18 protein-coding genes and 1 tRNA gene are annotated in these 21,824 nt (G+C 73.1%); 6 read left to right on the forward strand and 13 right to left on the reverse strand.

Features of this window, described 5'->3' with window-relative positions; all coding sequences use genetic code 11:
- Window positions 1-41 precede the first annotated feature (41 nt).
- Complete coding sequence (locus tag IF23_RS0115925) at window positions 42-704, reverse strand: hypothetical protein (RefSeq protein WP_030284112.1); 663 nt, start codon at window positions 702-704, stop codon at window positions 42-44.
- Between the two features lie 226 nt (window positions 705-930).
- On the opposite strand from IF23_RS0115925, the gene IF23_RS0115930 reads away from it, so the two are divergent.
- On the forward strand, window positions 931-3,747 hold the full coding sequence (locus IF23_RS0115930; RefSeq protein WP_030284114.1) for a penicillin acylase family protein: 2,817 nt from the start codon (window positions 931-933) through the stop codon (window positions 3,745-3,747).
- 68 nt (window positions 3,748-3,815) lie between these two features.
- Here the strand turns inward: IF23_RS0115930 and IF23_RS0115935 are convergent, their stop codons facing one another.
- Both IF23_RS0115935 and IF23_RS0115940 read right to left on the reverse strand, forming a co-directional pair.
- Window positions 3,816-5,150 (reverse strand): MFS transporter, encoded by a 1,335-nt coding sequence (locus IF23_RS0115935; RefSeq protein WP_425423844.1) that lies wholly within the window; start codon window positions 5,148-5,150, stop codon window positions 3,816-3,818.
- Between the two features lie 96 nt (window positions 5,151-5,246).
- Complete coding sequence (locus tag IF23_RS0115940; protein WP_030284118.1) at window positions 5,247-6,530, reverse strand: exo-beta-N-acetylmuramidase NamZ family protein; 1,284 nt, start codon at window positions 6,528-6,530, stop codon at window positions 5,247-5,249.
- 169 nt (window positions 6,531-6,699) lie between these two features.
- Between IF23_RS0115940 and IF23_RS0115945 the strand changes: the two genes are divergently transcribed.
- The 3 genes from IF23_RS0115945 to IF23_RS0115955 all read left to right on the forward strand — a co-directional run bounded on the left by IF23_RS0115945 (window position 6,700) and on the right by IF23_RS0115955 (window position 9,979).
- Window positions 6,700-7,467, forward strand: coding sequence for an SDR family oxidoreductase (locus IF23_RS0115945; protein ID WP_030284120.1), 768 nt, complete (start codon window positions 6,700-6,702; stop codon window positions 7,465-7,467).
- A gap of 187 nt (window positions 7,468-7,654) precedes the next feature.
- Window positions 7,655-9,328 (forward strand): class I adenylate-forming enzyme family protein, encoded by a 1,674-nt coding sequence (locus IF23_RS0115950; RefSeq protein ID WP_030284122.1) that lies wholly within the window; start codon window positions 7,655-7,657, stop codon window positions 9,326-9,328.
- A 54-nt stretch (window positions 9,329-9,382) separates the two neighbouring features.
- A complete protein-coding gene (locus tag IF23_RS0115955; protein ID WP_030284124.1) occupies window positions 9,383-9,979 on the forward strand; it encodes a TetR/AcrR family transcriptional regulator in 597 nt (198 codons plus the stop codon).
- A gap of 523 nt (window positions 9,980-10,502) precedes the next feature.
- On the opposite strand, the gene IF23_RS0115960 is transcribed toward IF23_RS0115955, so the two are convergent.
- The 7 genes from IF23_RS0115960 to IF23_RS0115990 form a co-directional block, all read right to left on the reverse strand.
- Window positions 10,503-11,726 carry an acyl-CoA dehydrogenase family protein gene (locus IF23_RS0115960; protein WP_030284126.1) on the reverse strand — a complete coding sequence of 408 codons (1,224 nt, stop codon included), beginning with the start codon at window positions 11,724-11,726 and terminating at the stop codon, window positions 10,503-10,505.
- A 6-nt stretch (window positions 11,727-11,732) separates the two neighbouring features.
- Window positions 11,733-12,785, reverse strand: a complete 1,053-nt coding sequence (locus IF23_RS0115965) for a phosphotransferase family protein (RefSeq protein WP_030284128.1) — start codon at window positions 12,783-12,785, stop codon at window positions 11,733-11,735.
- Window positions 12,786-13,028: 243 nt separating this feature from the next.
- Entirely contained in the window at window positions 13,029-13,970 is a 942-nt protein-coding gene (locus IF23_RS0115970; protein WP_051739599.1) for an MBL fold metallo-hydrolase, read from the reverse strand.
- A 251-nt stretch (window positions 13,971-14,221) separates the two neighbouring features.
- Complete coding sequence (locus tag IF23_RS0115975) at window positions 14,222-14,560, reverse strand: DUF202 domain-containing protein (RefSeq protein ID WP_030284132.1); 339 nt, start codon at window positions 14,558-14,560, stop codon at window positions 14,222-14,224.
- 2 nt (window positions 14,561-14,562) lie between these two features.
- Entirely contained in the window at window positions 14,563-14,967 is a 405-nt protein-coding gene (locus IF23_RS0115980) for a YidH family protein (protein ID WP_425423845.1), read from the reverse strand.
- 28 nt (window positions 14,968-14,995) lie between these two features.
- The gene (locus IF23_RS0115985; RefSeq protein WP_030284136.1) at window positions 14,996-15,529 is read right to left on the reverse strand and encodes an NUDIX domain-containing protein; all 534 of its coding nucleotides are present in this window, start codon (window positions 15,527-15,529) and stop codon (window positions 14,996-14,998) included.
- 56 nt (window positions 15,530-15,585) lie between these two features.
- Window positions 15,586-16,476: a DMT family transporter gene (locus tag IF23_RS0115990; protein ID WP_037678342.1), complete on the reverse strand. Its 891-nt coding sequence runs from the start codon at window positions 16,474-16,476 to the stop codon at window positions 15,586-15,588.
- A 256-nt stretch (window positions 16,477-16,732) separates the two neighbouring features.
- Between IF23_RS0115990 and IF23_RS0115995 the strand changes: the two genes are divergently transcribed.
- The gene (locus IF23_RS0115995) at window positions 16,733-18,388 is read left to right on the forward strand and encodes an FAD-binding dehydrogenase (protein ID WP_030284139.1); all 1,656 of its coding nucleotides are present in this window, start codon (window positions 16,733-16,735) and stop codon (window positions 18,386-18,388) included.
- A 319-nt stretch (window positions 18,389-18,707) separates the two neighbouring features.
- On the opposite strand, the gene IF23_RS0116000 is transcribed toward IF23_RS0115995, so the two are convergent.
- The 3 genes from IF23_RS0116000 to IF23_RS0116010 all read right to left on the reverse strand — a co-directional run bounded on the left by IF23_RS0116000 (window position 18,708) and on the right by IF23_RS0116010 (window position 20,202).
- Entirely contained in the window at window positions 18,708-19,109 is a 402-nt protein-coding gene (locus tag IF23_RS0116000; protein WP_030284141.1) for a hypothetical protein, read from the reverse strand.
- 177 nt (window positions 19,110-19,286) lie between these two features.
- Window positions 19,287-19,961, reverse strand: a complete 675-nt coding sequence (locus IF23_RS0116005; RefSeq protein WP_078654015.1) for an HAD family hydrolase — start codon at window positions 19,959-19,961, stop codon at window positions 19,287-19,289.
- Window positions 19,962-20,114: 153 nt separating this feature from the next.
- Window positions 20,115-20,202, reverse strand: a tRNA-Leu gene (locus IF23_RS0116010).
- Window positions 20,203-20,430: 228 nt separating this feature from the next.
- Here IF23_RS0116010 and IF23_RS0116015 point away from each other — a divergent pair.
- A complete protein-coding gene (locus IF23_RS0116015) occupies window positions 20,431-21,756 on the forward strand; it encodes a M20/M25/M40 family metallo-hydrolase (RefSeq protein ID WP_030284144.1) in 1,326 nt (441 codons plus the stop codon).
- The last annotated feature ends 68 nt before the right edge of the window (window positions 21,757-21,824 follow it).

Below are 21,824 nucleotides of genomic sequence, written 5' to 3' on the forward strand. Positions count from 1 at the left end.
CGCCCGCCGAGGGTACGAACCCGGCCCCGGGCTACGGCTGTTCAGGCCGCCATCGACGCGCCGAAGCGGGCGCCGGGACCGGCGGTGGCCCCCGCCGGTGCCACCGTTCCGGCGCCGGGCGCCTCGCGCCGGGCCGCCGCCAGGGTGTCGCGGGTCAGCAGGGCGGCCGGGGTGATCACGCCGCAGTCCGCGCAGACCGGTCCGGCGGCGCGGCGGTCGGTGTCGGTGAGCGGGCGGAAGCGGGGGGAGCCGCACACCGGGCAGTCGTTCCGCGGCCGTCCGGACTCCATCGCCGCGATGACGGTCCGCAGCACCGCCGCGAGGGGGGCCGCCGGGTGCCGGTGCGGGGCCGCGCACGGCACGATCTCGCAGCCGCCCCAGGTGCGCCGGTGCCAGGCGTCGAGCGCGCCGGGCTGCCGGATGCCGTCCCGCTTCTCCCGGCGGCGCCGGGCGACGCACTCCGCCTCGTACGCCAGCCAGAGGGTGCGTGCCTCCTCCAGTTCGGCGAGGGCGGCGAGCAGGCGGGCCGGGTCGGGGTCGCGGTCCTGCGGGGCGATACCGGCCCGGGTGCACAGGTGGTGCCAGGTGGCGCGGTGCCCGTAGGGGGCGAAGCGCTCCAGGCATTTGCGCAGGGCGGTGCGGCGCCGTGTGGCGAGGAGCCGCGGATCGCGGACCTGTGCGGCGAAAGCTCTGAAACCGGCCATATTCATCCCACCTCCGTGGGGAGGACCCGACTGGACACGGAAGGGACGCAGCAGACGGCCGCCCGGATCCCTCGAATTTTCTTGCGGTTCCCCGGTGTGGGGCGGAAGGGGTGGTGGTCGTCGGGGGTGTGCGGTGAGGGATACGAAAAGGTGACTGTTGTTCATCTTCCCGCGGGGAGGTAACCAGCGGTAACGTCCGGCCCCACCCGCCTCCCGAGGAGCAGGAATGCGACGACGTACCGGAAGGCTCAGGACCGCCGCCGCGGCAGCCCTGTTCGCCTTGGGTGCCACGCTCTTGGCACCGCCCCCCATCGCGACCGCCGCCGACGGTCCCGAGGACTCCGACTACTGCCAGGGCCAGTGCGCCGACATCCTGCCGCCGGGCGCGACGGGCAACGCCACCCTCGCCGACATCCTGGCGAGCAAGGTCTTCGGCACCCATCCCGAGCACTCCGACGACCAACTCGCCCCGTACGGCGCCCTGGCGAGCGGATACCGGTCGCTCACCGACGACAAGCTGACCGACTTCTTCAACGACTCCTCCTTCGGCGTACCCAAGGACCAGGTCGACAAGGTCACCGCGCCGCGCGACGACGTCACCATCACCCGGGACAAGAAGACCGGCGTCCCGCACATCAAGGGCACCACCCGCTACGGCACCGAGTTCGGCGCGGGCTACGCCGCAGGCCAGGACCGGCTGTGGCTGATGGATCTCTTCCGCCACATCGGACGCGGTGAGCTGACCTCGTTCGCCGGTGGCGCCCTCGCCAATCAGGGCCTGGAGCAGGAGTTCTGGCCCCAGGCGCCGTACACCGAGGCCGATCTCCAGGCGCAGGTCGACCGGATCCGCGACACCAACGGCGCCCGCGGCAAGCAGGCCATGGACGACGCCCAGGCGTACGTCGACGGCATCAACGCCTACCGCGAACAGTCGAAGAACGGCCGCTACTTCCCGGGTGAGTACGTGCTCACCGGCCATGTCGACGCGATCACCAACGCCGGGGAGATCCAGCCCTTCAAGCTCACCGACCTGATAGCCCTCGCCTCCGTCGTCGGCGGGCTCTTCGGCAACGGCGGTGGCGGCGAGGTGCCGTCCGCCCTCGCACTGCTCTCCGCGCAGCAGAAGTACGGCGTCGAGAAGGGCACCGCGCTCTGGGAGTCCTTCCGCGAGCGCAACGACCCCGAGGCCACCAAGACCCTCCACGACGGCCAGAGCTTCCCGTACGCGGTCAAGCCCGCCAAGGCCGAGGGCGTGGCGCTGCCCGACCGCGGCTCGGTCACCCCCGAACCGCTCGTCCACGACCGCACCGGCGCGGCGGGCGACAAGAAGCCCGCGCAGAAGCCGGTCAAGGCGCCCGCCAAGTACCGCAAGCTGGAAGGGCTGTTCAAGGACGGCGTGCTGCCCAAGGGCTCCTTCGACCCGACCCAGCACCGCGGTATGTCCAACGCGCTGCTGGTCTCCGGCAAGCGCACCGCCAGCGGCCACCCCGTCGCCGTCTTCGGCCCGCAGACCGGCTACTTCGCCCCGCAGCTGCTGATGCTCCAGGAGATCCAGGGGCCGGGCATCAGCGCCCGCGGCGCCTCCTTCGCCGGTGTCGGCATGTACGTCCAGCTGGGCCGCGGCCAGGACTACGCCTGGAGCGCCACCTCCGCCGGGCAGGACATCACCGACACCTACGCCGTCGACCTCTGCAACACCGACGGCTCCCCGGCCACCAAGGACTCGGTCGCCTACCGCTACCACGGCACCTGCACCCCGATGGAGAAGCTGGAGCGGACCAACTCCTGGAAGCCGACCATCGCCGACCCGACGGCCGCCGGCTCGTACCGGATGCAGGTCTTCCGCACCAAGTACGGCACCGTCACCCACCGCGCCACCATCGGCGGCAAGCCCGTCGCCTACACGGCGCTGCGCTCCACCTACCGCCACGAGGCCGACTCCATCATCGGCTTCCAGATGCTCAACGACCCCTCGTACGTGCACGACGCGCGGTCGTTCCAGCAGGCGGCGCAGCACATCGGCTACGCCTTCAACTGGTTCTACGCCGACTCCCGTGACATCGCGTACTACAACAGCGGCCTCAACCCCGTCCGCAACCCGAAGACCGACCCGGCGCTGCCGATCAAGGCGGAGCCGCAGTACGAGTGGCGCGGCTACCGGCCGGAGAACAACCTCACCGACTACACCCCGCCCGCCGAGCACCCGCAGTCGGTCAACCAGGACTACTACGTCTCCTGGAACAACAAGCAGGCCGCCGACTACGACTCGGCGGGCTTCGGCAACGGCCCGGTGCACCGCGCCGACCTCCTCGACGACCGGGTCAAGGCCCTCACCGCCGAGGGCGGCGTCACCCGCGCCGCGCTGACCCGCGCGATGTCCGAGGCGGCCGTCACCGATCTGCGCGGTGAGGACGTGCTGCCCGCGCTGCTGCGGGTGCTGCAGAGCAAGCCGGTCACCGATCCGCAGCTCAAGAAGGCCGTACAGCAGCTCGACTCGTGGCGCCGGGACGGCTCCCAGCGCCGGGAGACCGCCGCCGGATCGCACACCTACACCCACCCCGATGCGGTCCGGCTGCTGGACGCCTGGTGGCCGCTGCTGGTCAAGGGCGCGTTCGCCCCGGAGCTGGGCGGCGACCTCTACCAGGCGCTCAACGCCAACCTGGCGATCGACGAGTCGCCGTCGGCGGGCCACGGCCCGACCGGGGCGCACGCCGGATCGGCGTTCCAGTACGGCTGGTGGAGCTATGTCGACAAGGATCTGCGCTCGGTCCTCGGTGACAAGGTGCAGGCGCCGCTGGCCCGGCCGTTCTGCGGCAACGGCGACCTCTCGGCCTGCCGGGACACCCTCCTCGACACGCTGCGCGAGGCGTCCGGGAAGACGGCCGAACAGGTCTACCCGGGCGACGACAGCTGCAAGGCGGGTGACCAGTGGTGCTCCGACGCGATCATCCACCGCGCCGTCGGCGGACTGACCCACACCGCGATCAGCTGGCAGAACCGCCCCACCTACCAGCAGGTGGTGGAGTTCCCCGCGCACCGCTGACCGCGGGCGCGCACAGACGGACGCCGGTCCGGGGCACGCGCCCCGGACCGGCGTCCGCCGTTTGCCGCTCAGCCCAGTTCGCGGCTGCGGGTCTCCGGCAGCGCCAGCACACACAGCAGCGAGACCACCGCCATCGCGCTGACGTACCAGCCCACCGACGCGGAGCCGAACGCCGGTTGGAGGCGGGTGGCGATCAGCGGGGAGACCGCGCCGCCGAGCACACCGCCCAGGTTGTAGGCGAGCGAGGCGCCCGAGTACCGCACGGTGGTGCCGAACAGCTCGGGCAGATACGCGCCCATCGGCCCGTAGACCACGCCCATGCAGAACAGCGCGCCGCCGATGCCGAGGGCGATCAGCACCGGCTGCCCGGTGTCCAGCAGCGGGAAGAGCACCAGGCCCCACACCACGGCGAGGCCGGTCCCGGCGAGGACCAGCTTGCGGCGTCCGGCGCCGTCCGAGCGGGTCGCGGCCAGCCACGTCCCCGCGGCGAGGAAGAGACAGGCGACCAGCGACAGCCCCAGCATCGTGTTCCGCGAGATGCCGAGGGTGCCGGTGGTGTAGGCGAGACAGTAGGTCGTCGCCGTGTAGAAGAGGCCGTACGCGATGATCATGCCGCCCGCGCCCAGCAGCAGCTCCTTGGGGTGGCGCCGGAAGACGTCGAGCGCCGGGACCCGCCCGGCCTCCTGCGCCGCCCGCACCTTCGCGAAGACCGGCGTCTCACTGATCTTCAGCCGGACGAACAGCCCGACGCCGACCAGCAGGAACGACAGCAGGAACGGCACCCGCCAGCCCCAGGAGCGGAACGCCGCGTCGTCCAGTGCCGCCGACAGCAGCCAGAACACGCCGGTGGCCGCGAAGAACCCGACGGACGGGCCCAGTTGCGGGAACGCCGCGTACAGCCCGCGGCGCCGCTTCGGCGCGTGCTCGACGGCGAGCAGCGCCGCGCCGCCCCACTCGCCGCCCAGCCCGATGCCCTGCACGAAGCGGAGCAGCACCAGCAGCAGCGGCGCCCAGACGCCGAGCGTCGCGTAGCCGGGCAGCAGACCGACGAACGCCGTCGACAGGCCCATCATCAGCAGCGACGCCACCAGGACGGACTTGCGGCCGACCCGGTCGCCGAAGTGCCCGAAGATCAGCGAGCCCAGTGGCCGGGCGGCGAACGCCACCGCGTAGGTGGAGAACGACGCGAGGGTGGCGTTGACCGGGTCGAGCCCCGGGAAGAACGCGTCGTTGAGGACGAGGGCGGCGGCGGTGCCGTAGATGTAGAAGTCGTAGAACTCGATGGCCGTGCCGATGAAGGACGCCACCGCCACCCGGCGCAGGCTCTCCCCGCCGCCCTCCGCGGTGGCCGTGGCGTCCGCCGTCTCCGGCCCGTTCTTCGCTGGTCTCGTATCGCTTCGCACGAGCCGCATGCTCTTGGCCGGTGTGACGTGTAGTCAATAGATGGAATGGCCCGTCTCGAAGTGTGGGATGCGCCGGAGGATGGCCGGGCCGGACCGCTACGGATAGCGCAGGTAGCGGCGGCGCACCGCCCGGAAGCGGGCCAGCTCCCGCTGCCAGGCGCCGACGACGTCATCCGTCCCCGCACCCTTGTCGATCATCGTGCGGACGGTCGCCGAACCGGTCAGCCGGTCGATGCCGAGATCCGGCCGCCACGCGAAGCCGTCCCACACCCGTTTCGCCGTCACCAGCAGCCCGATACCGGTACGCACCGGGTCGAACGCCGCCCGGTCGCTCACATGCAGCTGCACCCCGCCGACCGTCCGCCCCTCGAACTTCGAGAAGGCGGGCGCGAAGTACGCCTCCCGGAAGCGCACGCCGGGCAGACCGAGTTCCCCGGCTGCCGCGGCCCAGCGCCGGTCGATGCCCTCCGCGCCCAGCAGCTCGAACGGGTGGGTGGTGCCGCGTCCTTCGGAGAGGTTGGTCCCCTCGAACAGGCAGGTCCCGGCGTACACCAGCGCGGTGTCCGGGGTCGGCATGTTCGGGCTCGGCGGCACCCACGGCAGCCCGGTCGCGTCGAAGAAGTCACCGCGCCGCCACCCGGACATCGCGACCGTCTCCAGCCGCACCCGCCGCCCCGCGTCCGCCGCCACGAACTCCTCGTTGAAGAGCCGCGCCAGCTCCGCCGCCGTCATCCCGTGCGCCTGCGCGATCGGCTTGCGGCCCACGAACGAGGCGTACGCCGGATCCAGCACCGGCCCCGCCGCGTCCCGTCCGGTCACCGGATTCGGCCGGTCCAGCACCACGAACCCCTTGCCCGCCAGCGCCGCGGCCACCATGCAGTCGTAGAGCGTCCAGATGTACGTGTAGAACCGCGCGCCGACGTCCTGGATGTCGAAGACGACGGTGTCCACCCCGGACGCGGTGAAGACGTCCGCCAACTCCTGACCGCTCCTGCCGTACGTGTCGTACACCGGCAGCCCGGTCGCCGGATCGTCGTACCGCCCCTGCGAACCCCCCGCCTGCGCGGTGCCGCGGAATCCGTGCTCGGGGCCGAACACCGCCCGCAGCCGCACCCGTGCGTCGGCGTGCAGCACATCGACGATGTGGCGCAGCTCCGGGGTGACGCCGGTGGGGTTGGTGACGACGCCGACGGTGCGGCCGTCGAGGAGGCGGTAGCCGTCGGCGGCGAGCCGGTCGAAGCCGGTGCGCACCGGGCGGCGGACCGGGGAGCCCGGCGGGGCGGAGGCGGCGGAGGCGGTGGCGGGTGCGGCGGCGAGCGCCGCACCGGCGGCGCCGGTCGCGGCGAGCCGGCCGAGCAGCAGACGTCGGGACAGGGTCATGTGCAGCCCTCCGGGAGCGGTGAGCGGACAGGGGCCGTGCCGAGCGCACCGTAACCCGGCCACGCGCCCCGCGGAACGCGCCGGACATGGCGCGTCCAGCTCTTCCGCTGCCACATACCGACTGGTTAGTCTGCCCCTGGGAAAGTGCCGAACGACCTGGGGAGCCAGCGTGGAAGCCGTACGGGACAAGGCCGTCGTCGTGACCGGAGCGGGCGGAGGCATCGGCGCCGCACTCGCCCGCCGCTTCGCCACCGAGGGCGCCCGGGTGGTCGTCAACGACCTCGACGCGGCCAAGGCGGAGAAGACCGCCGCGGAACTCGGCGCGCTCGCCGTCCCCGGGGACGCCTCCACCGTCGTCCCCGCCGCCCGCGAGGCGCTCGGCGGCGACATCGACATCTTCTGCGCCAACGCCGGGGTCGGCACCGGCGGCGGCCCCGACGCACCCGAGGACGACTGGGCGCTGGCCTGGGACGTCAACGTCATGGCACACGTCCGCGCCGCCCGCGAACTGCTGCCCGGCTGGCTGGCCCGCGGCGACGGCCGCTTCGTCTCCACCGTCTCCGCCGCCGGACTGCTCACCATGATCGAGGCGGCCCCCTACAGCGTCACCAAGCACGGTGCCTACGCCTTCGCCGAATGGCTGTCGCTGACCTACCGTCACCGCGGCGTCGCCGTCCACGCCATCTGCCCGCAGGGCGTCCGCACCGACATGCTCGCCGCGACCGGCGCCGCCGGGGAACTGGTCCTCACCCCCACCGCCGTCGAACCCGAGACCGTCGCCGACGCCCTCCTCGACGCGATGGCCGAGGACCGCTTCCTGGTCCTGCCGCACCCGGAGGTCGCCGCCTACTACACCGCACGCGCCGCCGAACCGGACCGCTGGCTCGGCAGCATGAACCGCCTCCAGCAGAAACTGGAACGGACGGACGGCAGGTAACGCCCCCGGCGCACGGGCCTCGGCCGCGCGCCTCCCGCCGACCGGGCCGCCCCCCCGCGGCCCGCCGGGGTGACCGACCGCCACCCCGCCCTCCCCGCACGGCAACCGGCACCCGCCGGTCCCGTACGCGACCGGCCCCGGGCCGCGCGCGGCGGGCCCGGCACCCAGGACGAAAGGGCCGCACCCGATGACCTCCTACCAGGACAAGCCGTGGCTGGCGCAGCTCACCGAGGCGCAGCGCGCCCCCGTCGACCCGCCCGCCTCCCTGCTCCACACCTTCCGCGACGCGGTCCACCACGTCCCCGACCACACCGCCCTCGCCTACTTCGACGCCCGCCTCACCTACGCCGAGACCGACGCGCTCTCCGACGGCGTCGCCGCCCACCTCGCCGCCCACGGCTTCCGCCCCGGCGACCGCGCCGTGGTGATGCTGCAGAACACCCCGCACTTCGTCCTCGCCCTCCTCGGCGTCTGGAAGGCGGGCGGCGTCGTCGTCCCCGTCAACCCCATGTACAAGTCCGGCGAGATGGCCCACGTACTCTCCGACGCCGAGGTCACCGCCGTCGTCTGCGCCGACCGCACCTGGGACGCCTTCCTCCGCGACACCGCCGCCCGGCAACCATCCGTCCGCATCGCCCTGACCGCCTGCGAGGCCGGACTCCAGACCCGCGACGACACCCGGGTGCTCCGCCCCGAACGCCTCGGCCCCCGGGACGGCGCCGACGACCTGCTGACCGCCGCCCGCAACGCCGCCGCCGCGCCGGTCCCCGCCGTCCCCGCACCGACCGCCACCGACACCGCGCTGATCAGCTACACCTCCGGCACCAGCGGCACCCCCAAGGGCGCCACCAACACCCACGGCAACCTCTCCTACAACGTCGAGCGGCAGCGCACCGGACTGGCACTCCCCGCCGGATCGACCTACTACGCCCTCGCCCCGCTCTTCCACATCACCGGCCTCGTCTGCGAACTGGCCGGAGCCTTCGCCAACCGCGGCGTCTGCGCGCTCACCTACCGCTTCGACGCGGGCGTCGTCCTGGACGCCTTCCTGGAGTACCGCCCGGCCTTCACCGTCGGCCCCTCGACCGCGTTCATGGCGCTGCTGGCCCACCCCGGCGTCACCCGCGACCACTTCGCCTCCTTCGCGATGATCGCCTCCGGCGGCGCGCCCGTACCGCCCGCCCTGGTGGCGGCGTTCCGCGCCGGATCCGGCTGCTACCTCCACAACGGCTACGGCCTGACCGAGACCACCGCCACCCTCGCCACCGTCCCGCCCGGCCGCGAGGCACCCGTCGACCCGGAGTCCGGCACCCTCGCCGTCGGCGTGCCCGGCCCCGACGCCGTCGTCCGGATCGTCGACGAGAGCGGCGCCGACGTGCCGTTCGGCACCCATGGCGAGATCGTGGCCCGCGGTCCGCAGGTCGTCCCCGGCTACTGGCGCCGCCCCGACGCGACCGCGCAGGCGATACCCGGCGGCGAACTGCGCACCGGCGACATCGGCTTCATGGACGCCGACGGCTGGCTCTACGTCGTCGACCGCAAGAAGGACATGATCAACGCCTCCGGCTTCAAGGTCTGGCCACGGGAGGTCGAGGACGTCCTCTACACCCACCCGGCGGTGCGCGAGGCGGCCGTCGTCGGCATCCCGGACGCCTACCGCGGCGAGTCCGTCAAGGCGTACGTCAGCCTGCGGCCCGGCACCGCCCCGGACCCGGCCGAGCTGTCCGGACACTGCCGGGAGCGGCTCGCGGCGTACAAATGTCCCCGGGAGGTCGAGATCCTGCCCGAGCTGCCGAAGACCACGAGTGGGAAGATCCTCCGGCGGGAGCTGCGGGACCGCACCCGCCCCGACGGCCGCTGACCGGCCGGGCCCCCGCGAACGACCCGCGCGACGACGAAGGAACAGGTGACGGCGATGGCCGCAACGAAGGACGGCGACGGCACGAAGCCGGTGGCGCAGCGGCTGCTGGCCACCGCCACCCACCTCTTCGCGGAGCGCGGCTACGACCGCACCTCCGTCCAGGAGATCGTCGACGCGGCGGGCGTCACCAAGGGCGCCCTCTACCACTACTTCGGCTCCAAGGAGGACCTGCTCCACGAGGTCTACGGCCGGGTGCTCCGCCTCCAGCAGGAGCGCCTGGACCACTTCGCGGACGCCGACGCGCCGGTGGAGCGGCGGCTCCGTGACGCCGCCGCGGACGTCGTCGTCACCACCATCGAGAACCTCGACGACACCAAGATCTTCTTCCGGTCGATGCACCACCTCGGCCCGGAGAAGGACAAGCAGGTACGGGCCGAACGCCGCCGCTACCACGAACGGTTCCGCGCCCTGATCGAGGAGGGCCAGCGCAGCGGCGTCTTCGCCGCCGACGTCCCCGCCGACCTCGTCGTGGACTACCACTTCGGCTCCGTCCACCACCTCGGCACCTGGTACCGCGAGGACGGCCCCCTCACCCCGCAGGAGGTGGCCGACCACCTGGCCGACCTGCTGCTGCGGGCGCTGCGACCGTAGGCCCGGGCGGCGGTCCGGGGGGCTCTCGGCTGTGGCTCCCGTTGGCCCTGGTGGCGTTTCGGCGGCAGCGCCCGCCGTGCCTCGGCCTCTCGGTGGCAGCTCCCGTCGGCCTCTCAGTCGTAGCTCCCGCTGTGCCTCGGCGTCTCAGCGGCAGCGCCCGCCGTGCCTCGGCGTCTCAGCCGCAGCTCCCGCTGTGCCTCGGCGTCTCAGCGGCAGCGCCCGCCGCCCCCGGCCTCTCAGCCGCAGTTCCCGCCGTCCCCCGGCCGTAGCCTCCGTCATCCCTCGGCCTCCAGTTCCGGTCCGTGTCCCCGCTCCCGGAAATATCGGCTCGCCGCCCCGCGTTGTGGCCCCGCAGGGGGCCCACCCGACCCCTACGGGAGGCGTTCGACCCCGCCTTACGGGTCGCCGACTGGCGACCCTACGGATCACCCGCCCACGTCCCTACGGGTCCGCCCCCACCCGCAGCCCCGCCGCCCGCCCCGCCCCTGCGGCGGTACGAGCGGCGTTCCCGCGCGGGTGGCCGTTACCGGTACTGCTTCAGCTCCCGGCGTGCCAGCGACCGCTGGTGGACCTCGTCCGGGCCGTCGGCCAGCCGCAGGGTCCGGGCCGCCGCCCACAGTTCGGCCAGCGGGAAGTCCTGGCTGACGCCGCCGGCGCCGTGCAGTTGGACCGCCTTGTCGAGGATGTCGACGACGGTCCGCGGGGTGGCGATCTTGATGGCCTGGATCTCGGTGTGGGCGCCCTTGTTGCCGACGGTGTCCATCAGCCAGGCGGTCTTCAGCACCAGCAGCCGCAGCTGTTCCACCGCGACCCGCGCGTCCGCGATCCACTCCTGCACCACACCCTGTTGGGCGAGCGGCTTGCCGAACGCCTCCCGGGACACCGCGCGGCGGCACATCAGCTCGATGGCGCGCTCCGCCATCCCGATCAGCCGCATGCAGTGGTGGATCCGGCCGGGACCCAGCCGCGCCTGGGCGATGGCGAAGCCGCCGCCCTCCTCGCCGATGAGGTGGGTCGCCGGTACCCGGACGTTCTCGAAGACCACCTCGGCGTGGCCGCCGTGGTAGTGGTCCTCGTAGCCGTAGACCTGCATGGCCCGCTTGACGGTCAGGCCCGGGGTGTCGCGGGGGACGAGGATCATCGACTGCTGGCGGCGGATGTCCGCGCCGTCCGGGTCGGTCTTGCCCATCACGATGAAGATCCGGCAGTCGGGGTGCATCGCGCCGGAGATGTACCACTTGCGGCCGTTGATGAGGTAGTCGCCGGAACCGTCGGTGACCTTCTCGATGCGGGTCTCGATGTTGGTCGCGTCCGACGACGCCACGTCCGGCTCGGTCATCGCGAACGCCGAACGGATCTCCCCGGCGAGCAGCGGCTCCAGCCACTCCTTGCGCTGCGCCGCGCTGCCGAACTGCGCCAGCACCTCCATGTTGCCGGTGTCCGGCGCCGCGCAGTTCAGCGCGGTCGGCGCCAGCTGCGGGCTACGGCCGGTGATCTCGGCGAGCGGGGCGTACTGGAGGTTGGTCAGCCCGGCGCCCAGCTCCGCGTCGGGCAGGAAGAGGTTCCACAGCCCCTGCCGCCGCGCCTCGGCCTTCAGCTCCTCCACCACCGGCGGCGTCCGCCACGGCGAGTCCAGCGCGGCGCGCTGCTCGTCCGCCGTCGCCTCCGCGGGCAGTACGTGCTCGTCCATGAAGGCCAGCAGCCGCGCGCGCAGCTCCTCGGTACGGGCGTCGAATGCGAAGTCCATGGTGCCTCAGCCTTCCTTGAGGGTGGTGAGTCCGTGGTGGATGAAGACGGGCACGAGTTCGCCGATCCGGTCGAACCCGGCGCCGACGGTCTGCCCGAGCGTGTACCGGTAGTGGATGCCCTCCAGGATCACCGCGAGTTTGAACCACGCGAACGCGGTGTACCAGGCGATCGCCGAGGTGTCCCGCCCGGAGCGCTCCGCGTAGCGGGCGATCAGTTCGTCCGGCGTCGGGTGGCCGGGCGCGCCGCTCGTGGTGGAGACCGGCGACTCGGCGAGCCCCAGGTCGGAGCTGTACATCGCCAGCAGCCCGAGGTCGGTCAGCGGGTCGCCGAGGGTGGACATCTCCCAGTCGAGGACGGCCGTCGGGGCGTCGTCCGCGCCGATCAGGACGTTGTCGAGGCGGTAGTCGCCGTGGACGACGGACGGCGCGGGCGAGGCGGGCAGCGCCCGGCCGAGTCCCTCGTGGAGCGCCTCGATGCCCGGCAGGTCGCGGCCCCGGGAGGCGGCCAGCTGCTTGCCCCAGCGCCGTAGTTGCCGTTCCAGGAACCCGTCCGGGCGCCCGAATCCGGTCAGTCCGACGGCCTCCGGGTCGACCGCGTGCAGATCGACGAGGGTGTCGACGAGCGAGCGCACCACCGCCCGGGTCCGCTCGGCGCCCAGCGGCCGCAGCTGCTCGGCGGTCCGGTACGGCACGCCCTCGACCAGCTCCATCACGTAGAACGGCGCCCCGATGACGGACTCGTCCTCGCACAGCAGCAGCGTCTCGGGCACCGGTACCGGGGTGGGGTGCAGGGCGCTGATCACGCGGTGTTCGCGGCCCATGTCGTGCGCGGTGGCCAGGACGTGGCCGAGCGGCGGGCGGCGCACCACCCAGGAGGAGGTGCCGTCGGTGACGCGGTAGGTGAGGTTGGACCGCCCGCCCTCGATCAGCCGGGCGCGCAGCGGGCCCGCCGTCAGGCCCGGCCGTTCGCGCTCCAGATGGCGGCGGAGCGCCTCCGGGTCGAGTCCGGGCGGCGCCTGCGGGTCCGTGCCCGGTGGGGGAGGGGTGCCCTTGCTCATCGTGGTCCTCCATACGGAGTGGACGGTCGGACGGTGCCGTACGGGGACGGCGGCACGGCAGGCGCCCGGGGGTCGTCCCGGGGCACCCGCGTACGATCATGCCGACTAGTCGGTATGGAGTCCAGTGCCCCGGCGTGGGGGATGGGTCACGCGGCCCCGGGGCGGTCGCCTGCGGGGCGCGCGGGGCACCGGCGCGCGCTGGGAGTGCGGGAGGTCGCCCCGCGCCCCCGGCGCCGCGTCCGCTCAGGCGTGACAGGCCACCGGGACCCCGCCGTTCATCGCGGTCATGTCGGCGAACACGGTCCGTACGTCCAGCGGCGCCCCGGGCTCGGCGCCCTCCAACTCCGCGTAGGCGCGGTGCAGATTGGCCACCAGCCGCTCACTCTCGGCCAGCTCCGCGAACGGCCCGAGGTCGGCGCCGGTGGCCGCCTCCAGCGGGCTCAGCCCGGCCGCATGGCTGCGCCGCGCCAGCTCGTCGACGTAGCGCAGATACGCCTCGACGGTGTCGTAGACCTCGGGACCGGTCACCGGTCCGTGGCCCGGCACCACCGTCGTCGCGTCCAGCGACCGCAGCAGCTCCAGCGCGCGCAGCGACCCGGCCAGCGAGCCCATGAGCAGGAACGGCGTACCGCCGTGGAAGACCAGGTCCCCGGTGAAGACGGTGCGCCGACCCGGCAGCCAGACGAGGGTGTCGCCCCGGGTGTGCGCGACGCCCGGGTGCAGCAGCCGCGCCTCGATGTCGCCGACGTACAGCGTCAGCGCGTCCGTGTACGTCAGCGACGGCGGCGTCAGCGTGATGTCACCGAAGTCGTTCTCCGGCCACATCGCCTCCAACTGGTGCCCCGCGGCGAGGAGTTCGCTGCGGCAGACGGCGTGTCCGACGATCGTGGCCGCCGGGGTGAAGAGGGAGTTGCCGTAGGTGTGGTCGCCGTGGTGGTGGGTGTTGACGACGATCCGCGGCGCGGGCGCCCCGCTCTCCGCGATCCGCCGCGCCAGCAGCCGCGAGCGCCGCTCGGTCGCCGCGGTGTCCACCAGCAGCGTCGCCCCGCCGTCGGTCACCACCCCGGCGTTGTTCAGACACCAGCCGCCGTCGGGCTGGACGAACGCCGAGACGCCGGGGCTCAGTTCGGTCAGCCCCGGCTCGTCGGGGGTGCTGGGGGAGACGGGTCCGGAGGGTCGGGGCATGGGGAGGCTCCTCGGGGGTGGCGGTGGTACGTCGCCGCCCGGGGCGGGCCCGGCACCTCGCGGGGCGGGCCACCGCAGCTCCCGGCGCGGCGGCGCCACCGTATCGCCGGTGCGCGGTGCGGTGCCGTGACGCCGACGCGTCCGGCTACGGACGGCACACCGGACGCCTCACCTGCGGCTCCGGCGCCCGGGGCGGAGGCGCTCCCGGACGGCGCCGGGGCCCGGCGCGGACCGGACCGGGCCCCGGCCCCTCACCCGCCGCCCACCAGCACCACCGCGACCGACACCGCCAGCACCACCGTGCACAGCGCCACGAGCCCCGCCCCGCGGGTCCCCAGCACCGGCGGGCGGCCCGCCGCCATCGCCCGCATCCGGCCGTGTGCCACCAGCCCGAACACCAGCCACGCCACCCCCGTCAGCGCCACCGCCCCCGCCGTCACCACGCCCGGCGCCACGGACTGCGTCAGCCGCCGCACGGCCAGCGCCACCACGACCGTGCAGGAGAGCGTGGTCCGCCGCCAGGCCAGCCGGGTGCGCTCCGGCTGCAACCCGGGGTCGCGCGCCCCGGACCCGTCCGGTGCCGTCCCCACGCTCAGCGCGTCCAGCCGATCGCGACGAGCGCCACCATCGCGGCGGCCAGCACCCCCACGACCACCGCCAGCACCGACGGGAACCGCGACACCGGCAGATCCTCACCGCGCCGCATCGCCCGCTCGCACCGCACCCAGTGGTTCACCGCCCGCACCGCGCACAGCGCCCCGGCCACCAGCAGCGCCACCGTGAAGACCGTCCGCAGCCCCGGATGCAGCCGAGGCAGGAACTGATCCACCGCGAAACCCCCGCCGACCAGCGCGAGCCCGGTCCGCAGCCACGCCAGCAGCGTCCGCTCGTTCGCCAGCGAGAAGCGGTAGTCGGGCGTCCGCCCCTCCTCGCCGATCCGGGCGGGCGACCACCACAGCCGCACCGTCTCCCGCACCGACCGCAGATCGACGCTCACGGCCGCACCCCGGTCCGCCACACCGCCATCAGCGGGCCCCGCCGACGCGCCACTCCTGCAACCGCCGGTACGCGGCCACCCCGTCCGGCGTCCACGGCCACTCCGCCAGCCGCCGCTCCAGCTCCTCCTCGGTGACGAAGGCGTGCCAGGCCACCTCCGACTCCTGCGGCGCCACCGGCAGCGTGCACCGCACCTCGTACACCGCCGACCACCACGAACCCCCGTCCCCCTCGTAGAGGAACGAGAAGCGGTGCTCGGGCCGGTCGAGCCCCCGGACCCCCAACTCCTCCTCGGCCTCCCGCAGCGCCGCGTCGTCGTAGCCCTCCCCGGCGCCGACCACCCCGCCGACGAACATGTCGTGATGCCCGGGGAAGACCAGCTTCCGGTCCGTTCTGCGGTGGATGAAGATCCGGTCCTCGCCATCCCTGACCAGGATGAACGTGCAGCGGTGCCGAAGGCCCCGGGCGTACGCCTCGCCGCGCGGCGCCTGGCCCACCACCCGGTCCTGCTCATCGACGATGTCGAGCACTTCGTCCGCGTCGAGCGGTTGCTGATCGGTCATGCCGCCATGCAACCACCGGCGCCCCGCCACCGGAACGCCGGGCCCCGCCGCCCGCCTCAGTGCGGCGCCAGCGCCTGCGCCCGCGGGTGCGGCGGCCCCGCGCCGGGCGGCATCGCCGGATGCCGGCCGATCAGCACGATGCCCACCACGATCGCCACGATCCCGGCCGCCTGCCACGCCAGCGCGCCCGGCGTCACCCGCAGCTGATCGCCGAGGAACCCGACCCCGCACGCGATCCCGGCCAGCGGCTGCGCCGCCGTCAGCGCCGGGAGCGACAGCCGCAGCGGCGCCGTCTCGAACGCGCTCTGCACCAACACCAGCGCCGTCACCCCGAGCGCCACCACCGCGTACGGCTGCCAGCTCGTCGCCACCGCCGTCCAGCCACCGGCGTTGAACCGGTCCCCGCTCATCCGCGTCAGCGCGTCCTGCAACCCGTACAGCAACCCCGCCGCGGTGCCCAGCAGCGCCGCCTCCAGCGCCATCCACATCCGCTTCGCGACCGCCGTCAGCAGCAGCGCCGTGCCCAGGACCACGCCGATGATCACCCACTGCCGCAGCACATCCGGGGTCGCCCGCCCGCCGTGCGGCTGCCCCGCCACGATGAACGCCGTCACCCCGCCCGCCAACAGCCACAGCCCGGCCCAGCCGCTGCGCCCCAGCCGCTGCCGGGTCAGCCACCGCGACAGCGCCATCGCGAACAGCAGATTGGTCGCCAGCAACGGTTCGACCAGTGTGATGTCGCCCATCCCCAGCGCGAACGCGCCCAGCGCCATGCCGCACACCATCAGCCCGATACCGGCGAGCCAGCGCGGCATCCGCGCCAGATCGAGCAGCAGCCGCAGCGAGAGGAAGTCCTTCATCGGCGCGTGCTGCGCGGCCGCCTGCTGGAGGACGAACCCCAGGCCCAGGCAACAGGCCGCACCGAGGGCCAGCAGAATCACGGTCACGGACACCGACATACACCTCGTATCGGGCGGAGTGGAGGTGAGGCCGAGGATAGCCACCCGGCCCGCCCGCCGCGGTGGCCGCCGTCACGTCGGCCTGCCGCGCCGCACCACCCCCGCCGGACACCGGGCGCACCGCCTCCCACGCCCCATGCCGACCGGTTGGTACGACCTGTTGACGCCCGTACCGGCCTGCGCGGAGGATCGGATCACCACGGCATCCGGGACCTCCGGCACGCCCCGGTGAGGAGAGCTGACGATGGCGTACGACGCTGATGTGATCGTGATCGGAGCGGGCCTGGCCGGCCTCGCGGCCACCGCGGAACTGGCCGACGCGGGACGGAAGGTGATCCTCCTCGACCAGGAACCCGAACAGTCTCTCGGCGGCCAGGCCCACTGGTCCTTCGGCGGCCTCTTCCTCGTCGACTCACCCGAGCAGCGCCGCCTGCGCATCCGCGACAGCCACGACCTGGCCTGGCAGGACTGGCTCGGCACCGCCGCATTCGACCGCCCCGAGGACCACTGGCCCCGCAAATGGGCCGAGGCGTACGTCGACTTCGCCGCCGGTGAGAAGCGCCCCTGGCTGCACCGCCAGGGCGTCCGCTTCTTCCCCGTCGTCGGCTGGGCCGAACGCGGCGGCTACGACGCGACCGGCCACGGCAACTCCGTCCCCCGCTTCCACATCACCTGGGGCACCGGCCCCGGCCTCGTCGCCCCCTTCGCCCGCCGGGTGCGCGCCGGTGCCGCCCGCGGCCTGGTGGACCTCCGCTTCCGCCACCGCGTCACCGGCCTGACCGGCACCGCGGGCGCCGTCGACACCGTCAGCGGCGACATCCTCGTCCCCTCCGACGCCGAACGCGGCACCCCCAGCAGCCGCGAGACGTCCGGCGCCTTCACCCTCCGCGCCCAGGCCGTGATCGTCACCTCCGGCGGCATCGGCGGCAACCACGACCTGGTCCGCGCCAACTGGCCGGAGCGGCTCGGCACCCCGCCGCGCCACATGCTCTCCGGCGTCCCCGCACACGTCGACGGCGCGATGCTCGGCGTCGCCGAGAAGGCCGGTGCCCGCCTCATCAACCGCGACCGGATGTGGCACTACACCGAAGGCATCGACAACTGGAACCCGATCTGGCCGCAGCACGGCATCCGGATCCTCTCCGGCCCGTCCCCGCTCTGGCTGGACGCCACCGGCAAGCGGCTGCCGGTGCCGCTCTTCCCCGGCTTCGACACCCTCGGCACCCTCGACCACATCATGCGCACCGGCCACGACCACACCTGGTTCGTGCTCACCCGCAAGATCATCGAGAAGGAGTTCACCCTCTCCGGCTCCGAACAGAACCCGGACCTGACCGGCAAGTCCGTCCGCGACGTCCTGGGCCGCGCCCGCGGCGGCGCCCCCGGCCCCGTCCAGGCGTTCCTCGACCACGGCGCCGACTTCCTCACCGCCCGCACCCTGCCCGCACTGGTCCGCCAGATGAACGACCTGACCGGCGAACCGCTGATCGACGAGGCCGCGCTGCACCGCGAAGTCGCCGCCCGCGACCGCGAGATCGCCCACCCCTTCACCAAGGACCTCCAGGTCACGGCCCTGCACGGCGCCCGCAAATACCTCGGCGACCGCCTCATCCGCACCGCCGCCCCACACCGCCTCCTCGACCCGAAGGCGGGCCCCCTCATCGCGGTACGCCTCCACATCCTCACCCGCAAAACCCTCGGCGGCCTGGAGACCGACCTCTCCTCCCGCGTCCTGACCGCCGACGGCACCCCCCTCCCCGGCGTCTACGCGGCGGGCGAGGCCGCCGGTTTCGGCGGCGGCGGCGTCCACGGCTACCGCTCCCTGGAAGGCACCTTCCTCGGCGGCTGCCTCTTCTCGGGCCGCACCGCAGGAAGAGCAGCGGCCCGAGCGGTCGCCTGACCCCCGGGAGACGGCGTCCGCCGGGAGACGGCACACGGCGGGAGACGGCGTTCGCCGAGAGACGGCACGCTCCGGGGAGGGCGCGGGCGCGCGGGCCGCTTACGGACCGGACGGGCGCTACGGAACGGCGACGCCGGACGGGCTGGGGGCGAGGTGGGGAGCCGTCCGGCACCTCCACATCCGGCTTCCCCGACGGTGCGCGGCCCGCGCCGGGTGACGCCGGACGGGCTGGGGCGAGGTGGGGAACCCTCCGGCACCCACATCCGGCTTCCCCGACGATGCCCGGCCCGCGCCCCCTCAAGGCGTGGCCGGGCCCGGCTCACCCCTCCAACGCCTCCCGCACCCGGCGCGAGACGGTGAACGTGTAGAGATCCAGCACCCCGGGCGGCTCCGCGAGCCCCGGCCCGCCCGCCCGTATCCACTCCGCGATGTCCGCCAGCGCATCGTCGTCGTTGACCAGCCCCAGCCACACCGGACGCCCACCCGCGACCCGCCCGGCGGCCGACGGCTGGACCACGACGACATTCGCCTGATCGCAGACGTCCAGGCACTCCGAGGCACGCACCGGCGCGGCATCGCCCAACGCCGCCCGCAGCCGCGGGATCTGCCCGGCATGATCGACGCCGGGAACCTTCGCTCCGTCACCACAGCAGCAACCACGGCAGACGGTGACCCGGCACGGAGCTTCGGCGGCGACCCGCCCGGAACGCTTGGCACTCATCCGGCCCATGCTACGTGCGCCCCCACGCCCCCTCCGCCCCGCCGTCCCCCGGCCCGACCTGCACCTTCGGAAGCACCACACCGCGCCGCCGCCCACCCGCACGCCCCGGACGCAAACGAGCCGGACCACACCCTCGAACCGACGCCCACCACCCCACGCAGCGCTCCGGAAGTGCCGCTAGAAGTGCCGCACCAACTCGCCGAACGCCCCGAGCCGCAGCACCTTCCCGTCCGCCGGATCCAGCTCCGCGTGCTCCAGCACCCACGTCCGGTCGTGCGGGATGAAGACGGCGTTCAGCCCCGCCGACCGGGCGGGCAGGATGTCCGACCGCGGCGAGTTGCCGATCATCCATGCCTCCGCGGGCGCCACGCCGTACTCCCGCACCAACCCCTCGTACGTGGTGACGTCCTTCTCCGGCACGATGTGCACGCCCCGAAAGTGCTTGCCCAGCCCGGACGCGGCCACCTTGCGCCGCTGCTCCTCCGCCTCGCCCTTGGTGAGCATCAGCAGCTCATGACGGGCCGCCAGCTCCGCCAGCGTCTGCGGCACCCCGTCGATCAGCTCTACCGTCCCGCCGTCGAACGCCGCCGCCCACCCCTCGATCCGCGCCGCCTCCCGCGCGCTCGCCGGACGCCCCCGCAACCGCGCCAGACACTCCCCGAGACTGAGCAGAAACACCTTGCTGCCGTACCCGTGCGTCACCGCGTTCGCCGCCTCGATCCCGTCGAGCACCGCCCGCACCTCGTCCCGCCCGAGCCCGGGACGCGCCATCCAGTCCGTGAACTCCTCGATGACCCGCTCGAAGATCACGTTGTTCTCCCACAACGTGTCATCCGCATCAAAGATCAGCACCCGCACACCCTTCCCGCCCCACACCACCCAACGGCGCGCAGGCTACGGCCCCGAGCCCACCCGCACCACAATTACGCGAGGTGTGCCGAAACGGTCGGGCCCGGGAGGCGCAGCCCAAAACGAAAAAGACCCCAGATCACTGGGGTCTTTCGCTGGTGTCCGAGGGGGGACTTGAACCCCCACGCCCGATAAAGGGCACTAGCACCTCAAGCTAGCGCGTCTGCCATTCCGCCACCCGGACAAGGTGTCTGCCGTTCCGGCCTGGGCCGTTCCGACAGAGAAAACAATAGCAAACCTTTCGGGGTGCTCGATCACCCGCACGTCGGAGCCGGTCTGCGGCTGTGACCAGGGCATGTCGGCCGTATTACGGCCTTGGGTGGAGCCCGCCGCGGAGGGAGGATGGCGGTGGACCCCGCCGCGGCCGGTCCCTGGGTGGGCGTGCCGCGGCCGTGAACCACAAGGAGGCAGAGTGAGCGAGTCACAGCCGGCCCGTACGGTCACCGGTGAGGACGAGGTCGTCGACCTGTGCCGGGACCTGATCCGGATCGACACCAGTAATTACGGCGACCACTCCGGGCCCGGCGAGCGTGCCGCGGCGGAGTACGTGGCGGAGAAGCTCGCGGAGGTCGGGCTGGAGCCGCAGATCTTCGAATCCCACCCGGGCCGGGCCTCGACGGTCGCCCGTATCGAGGGCGAGGACAGGTCCCGTCCGGCCCTGCTCATCCACGGCCACACCGACGTCGTCCCGGCCAACGCCGACGACTGGACCCACCACCCCTTCTCCGGCGAGATCGCCGACGGGTGTGTCTGGGGCCGTGGCGCCGTGGACATGAAGGACATGGACGCGATGACGCTGGCGGTCGTCCGCGACCGGATGCGCTCCGGCCGTAAGCCGCCCCGCGACATCGTCCTGGCCTTCCTCGCCGACGAGGAGGCCGGTGGCACCTACGGCGCCCGCCACCTCGTCGACCACCACCCCGGTCTCTTCGAGGGCGTCACCGAGGCGATCAGTGAGGTCGGCGGCTTCTCGTTCACGGTCAACGAGAACCTGCGGCTCTACCTCGTCGAGACGGCGCAGAAGGGCATGCACTGGATGAAGCTCACCGTGGACGGCACCGCCGGACACGGGTCGATGATCCACCGCGACAACGCCATCACCGAACTCTCCGAGGCCGTCGGCCGACTGGGCCGTCACGAGTTCCCGGTGCGCGTCACCAAGACGCTCCGCCACTTCCTGGACGAACTGGGCGACGCCCTGGGCACCGAACTCGACCCGGAGAACATGGAGGACACGCTCGCGAAGCTCGGCGGCATCGCCAAGCTGATCGGCGCCTCCCTCAAGAACACCGCCAACCCCACCCAGCTCGGCTCCGGTTACAAGGTCAACGTCATTCCCGGCCAGGCCACCGCCCATGTCGACGGCCGTTTCCTGCCCGGCTACGAGGAGGAGTTCCTGGCCGACCTCGACCGTCTCCTCGGCCCGCGGGTCAAGCGGGAGGACATCCACGCCGACAAGGCGCTGGAGACCAGTTTCGACGGTGCCCTGGTCGACGCGATGCAGTCGTCGCTGCTGGCCGAGGACCCGATCGCGCGGGCCGTGCCGTACATGCTGTCGGCCGGTACCGATGCCAAGTCGTTCGACCGGCTGGGCATCCGCGGCTTCGGGTTCGCGCCGCTGAAGCTGCCGCCGGAGCTGGACTTCGCGGGCATGTTCCACGGCGTGGACGAGCGAGTGCCGGTGGATGGGCTGAAGTTTGGCGTCCGTGTGCTGGACCGTTTCATCGACGCGAGCTGATCACCCCGACAAGGGGCGAACTGCCCAATACTGAGGGGTTTTTCGCTGGAAAGAGTGAATGCCGAGTC

Source organism: Streptomyces catenulae, assembly GCF_000718015.1.
Classification (GTDB): Bacteria; Actinomycetota; Actinomycetes; order Streptomycetales; family Streptomycetaceae; genus Streptomyces; species Streptomyces catenulae.

Excerpts from the sequence above, each read along its gene's own strand:
- IF23_RS0115965 (WP_030284128.1), bottom strand. The coding sequence starts at position 12,785 with ATGAGCAAGGGCACCCCTCCCCCACCGGGCACGGACCCGCAGGCGCCG.
- IF23_RS0115955 (WP_030284124.1), top strand. The coding sequence starts at position 9,383 with ATGGCCGCAACGAAGGACGGCGACGGCACGAAGCCGGTGGCGCAGCGG.
- IF23_RS0115995 (WP_030284139.1), top strand. The coding sequence starts at position 16,733 with ATGGCGTACGACGCTGATGTGATCGTGATCGGAGCGGGCCTGGCCGGC.
- IF23_RS0115925 (WP_030284112.1), bottom strand. The coding sequence starts at position 704 with ATGGCCGGTTTCAGAGCTTTCGCCGCACAGGTCCGCGATCCGCGGCTC.
- IF23_RS0115950 (WP_030284122.1), top strand. The coding sequence starts at position 7,655 with ATGACCTCCTACCAGGACAAGCCGTGGCTGGCGCAGCTCACCGAGGCG.
- IF23_RS0115930 (WP_030284114.1), top strand. The coding sequence starts at position 931 with ATGCGACGACGTACCGGAAGGCTCAGGACCGCCGCCGCGGCAGCCCTG.
- IF23_RS0116000 (WP_030284141.1), bottom strand. The coding sequence starts at position 19,109 with ATGAGTGCCAAGCGTTCCGGGCGGGTCGCCGCCGAAGCTCCGTGCCGG.
- IF23_RS0115985 (WP_030284136.1), bottom strand. The coding sequence starts at position 15,529 with ATGACCGATCAGCAACCGCTCGACGCGGACGAAGTGCTCGACATCGTC.
- IF23_RS0115970 (WP_051739599.1), bottom strand. The coding sequence starts at position 13,970 with ATGCCCCGACCCTCCGGACCCGTCTCCCCCAGCACCCCCGACGAGCCG.
- IF23_RS0115940 (WP_030284118.1), bottom strand. The coding sequence starts at position 6,530 with ATGACCCTGTCCCGACGTCTGCTGCTCGGCCGGCTCGCCGCGACCGGC.
- IF23_RS0115960 (WP_030284126.1), bottom strand. The coding sequence starts at position 11,726 with ATGGACTTCGCATTCGACGCCCGTACCGAGGAGCTGCGCGCGCGGCTG.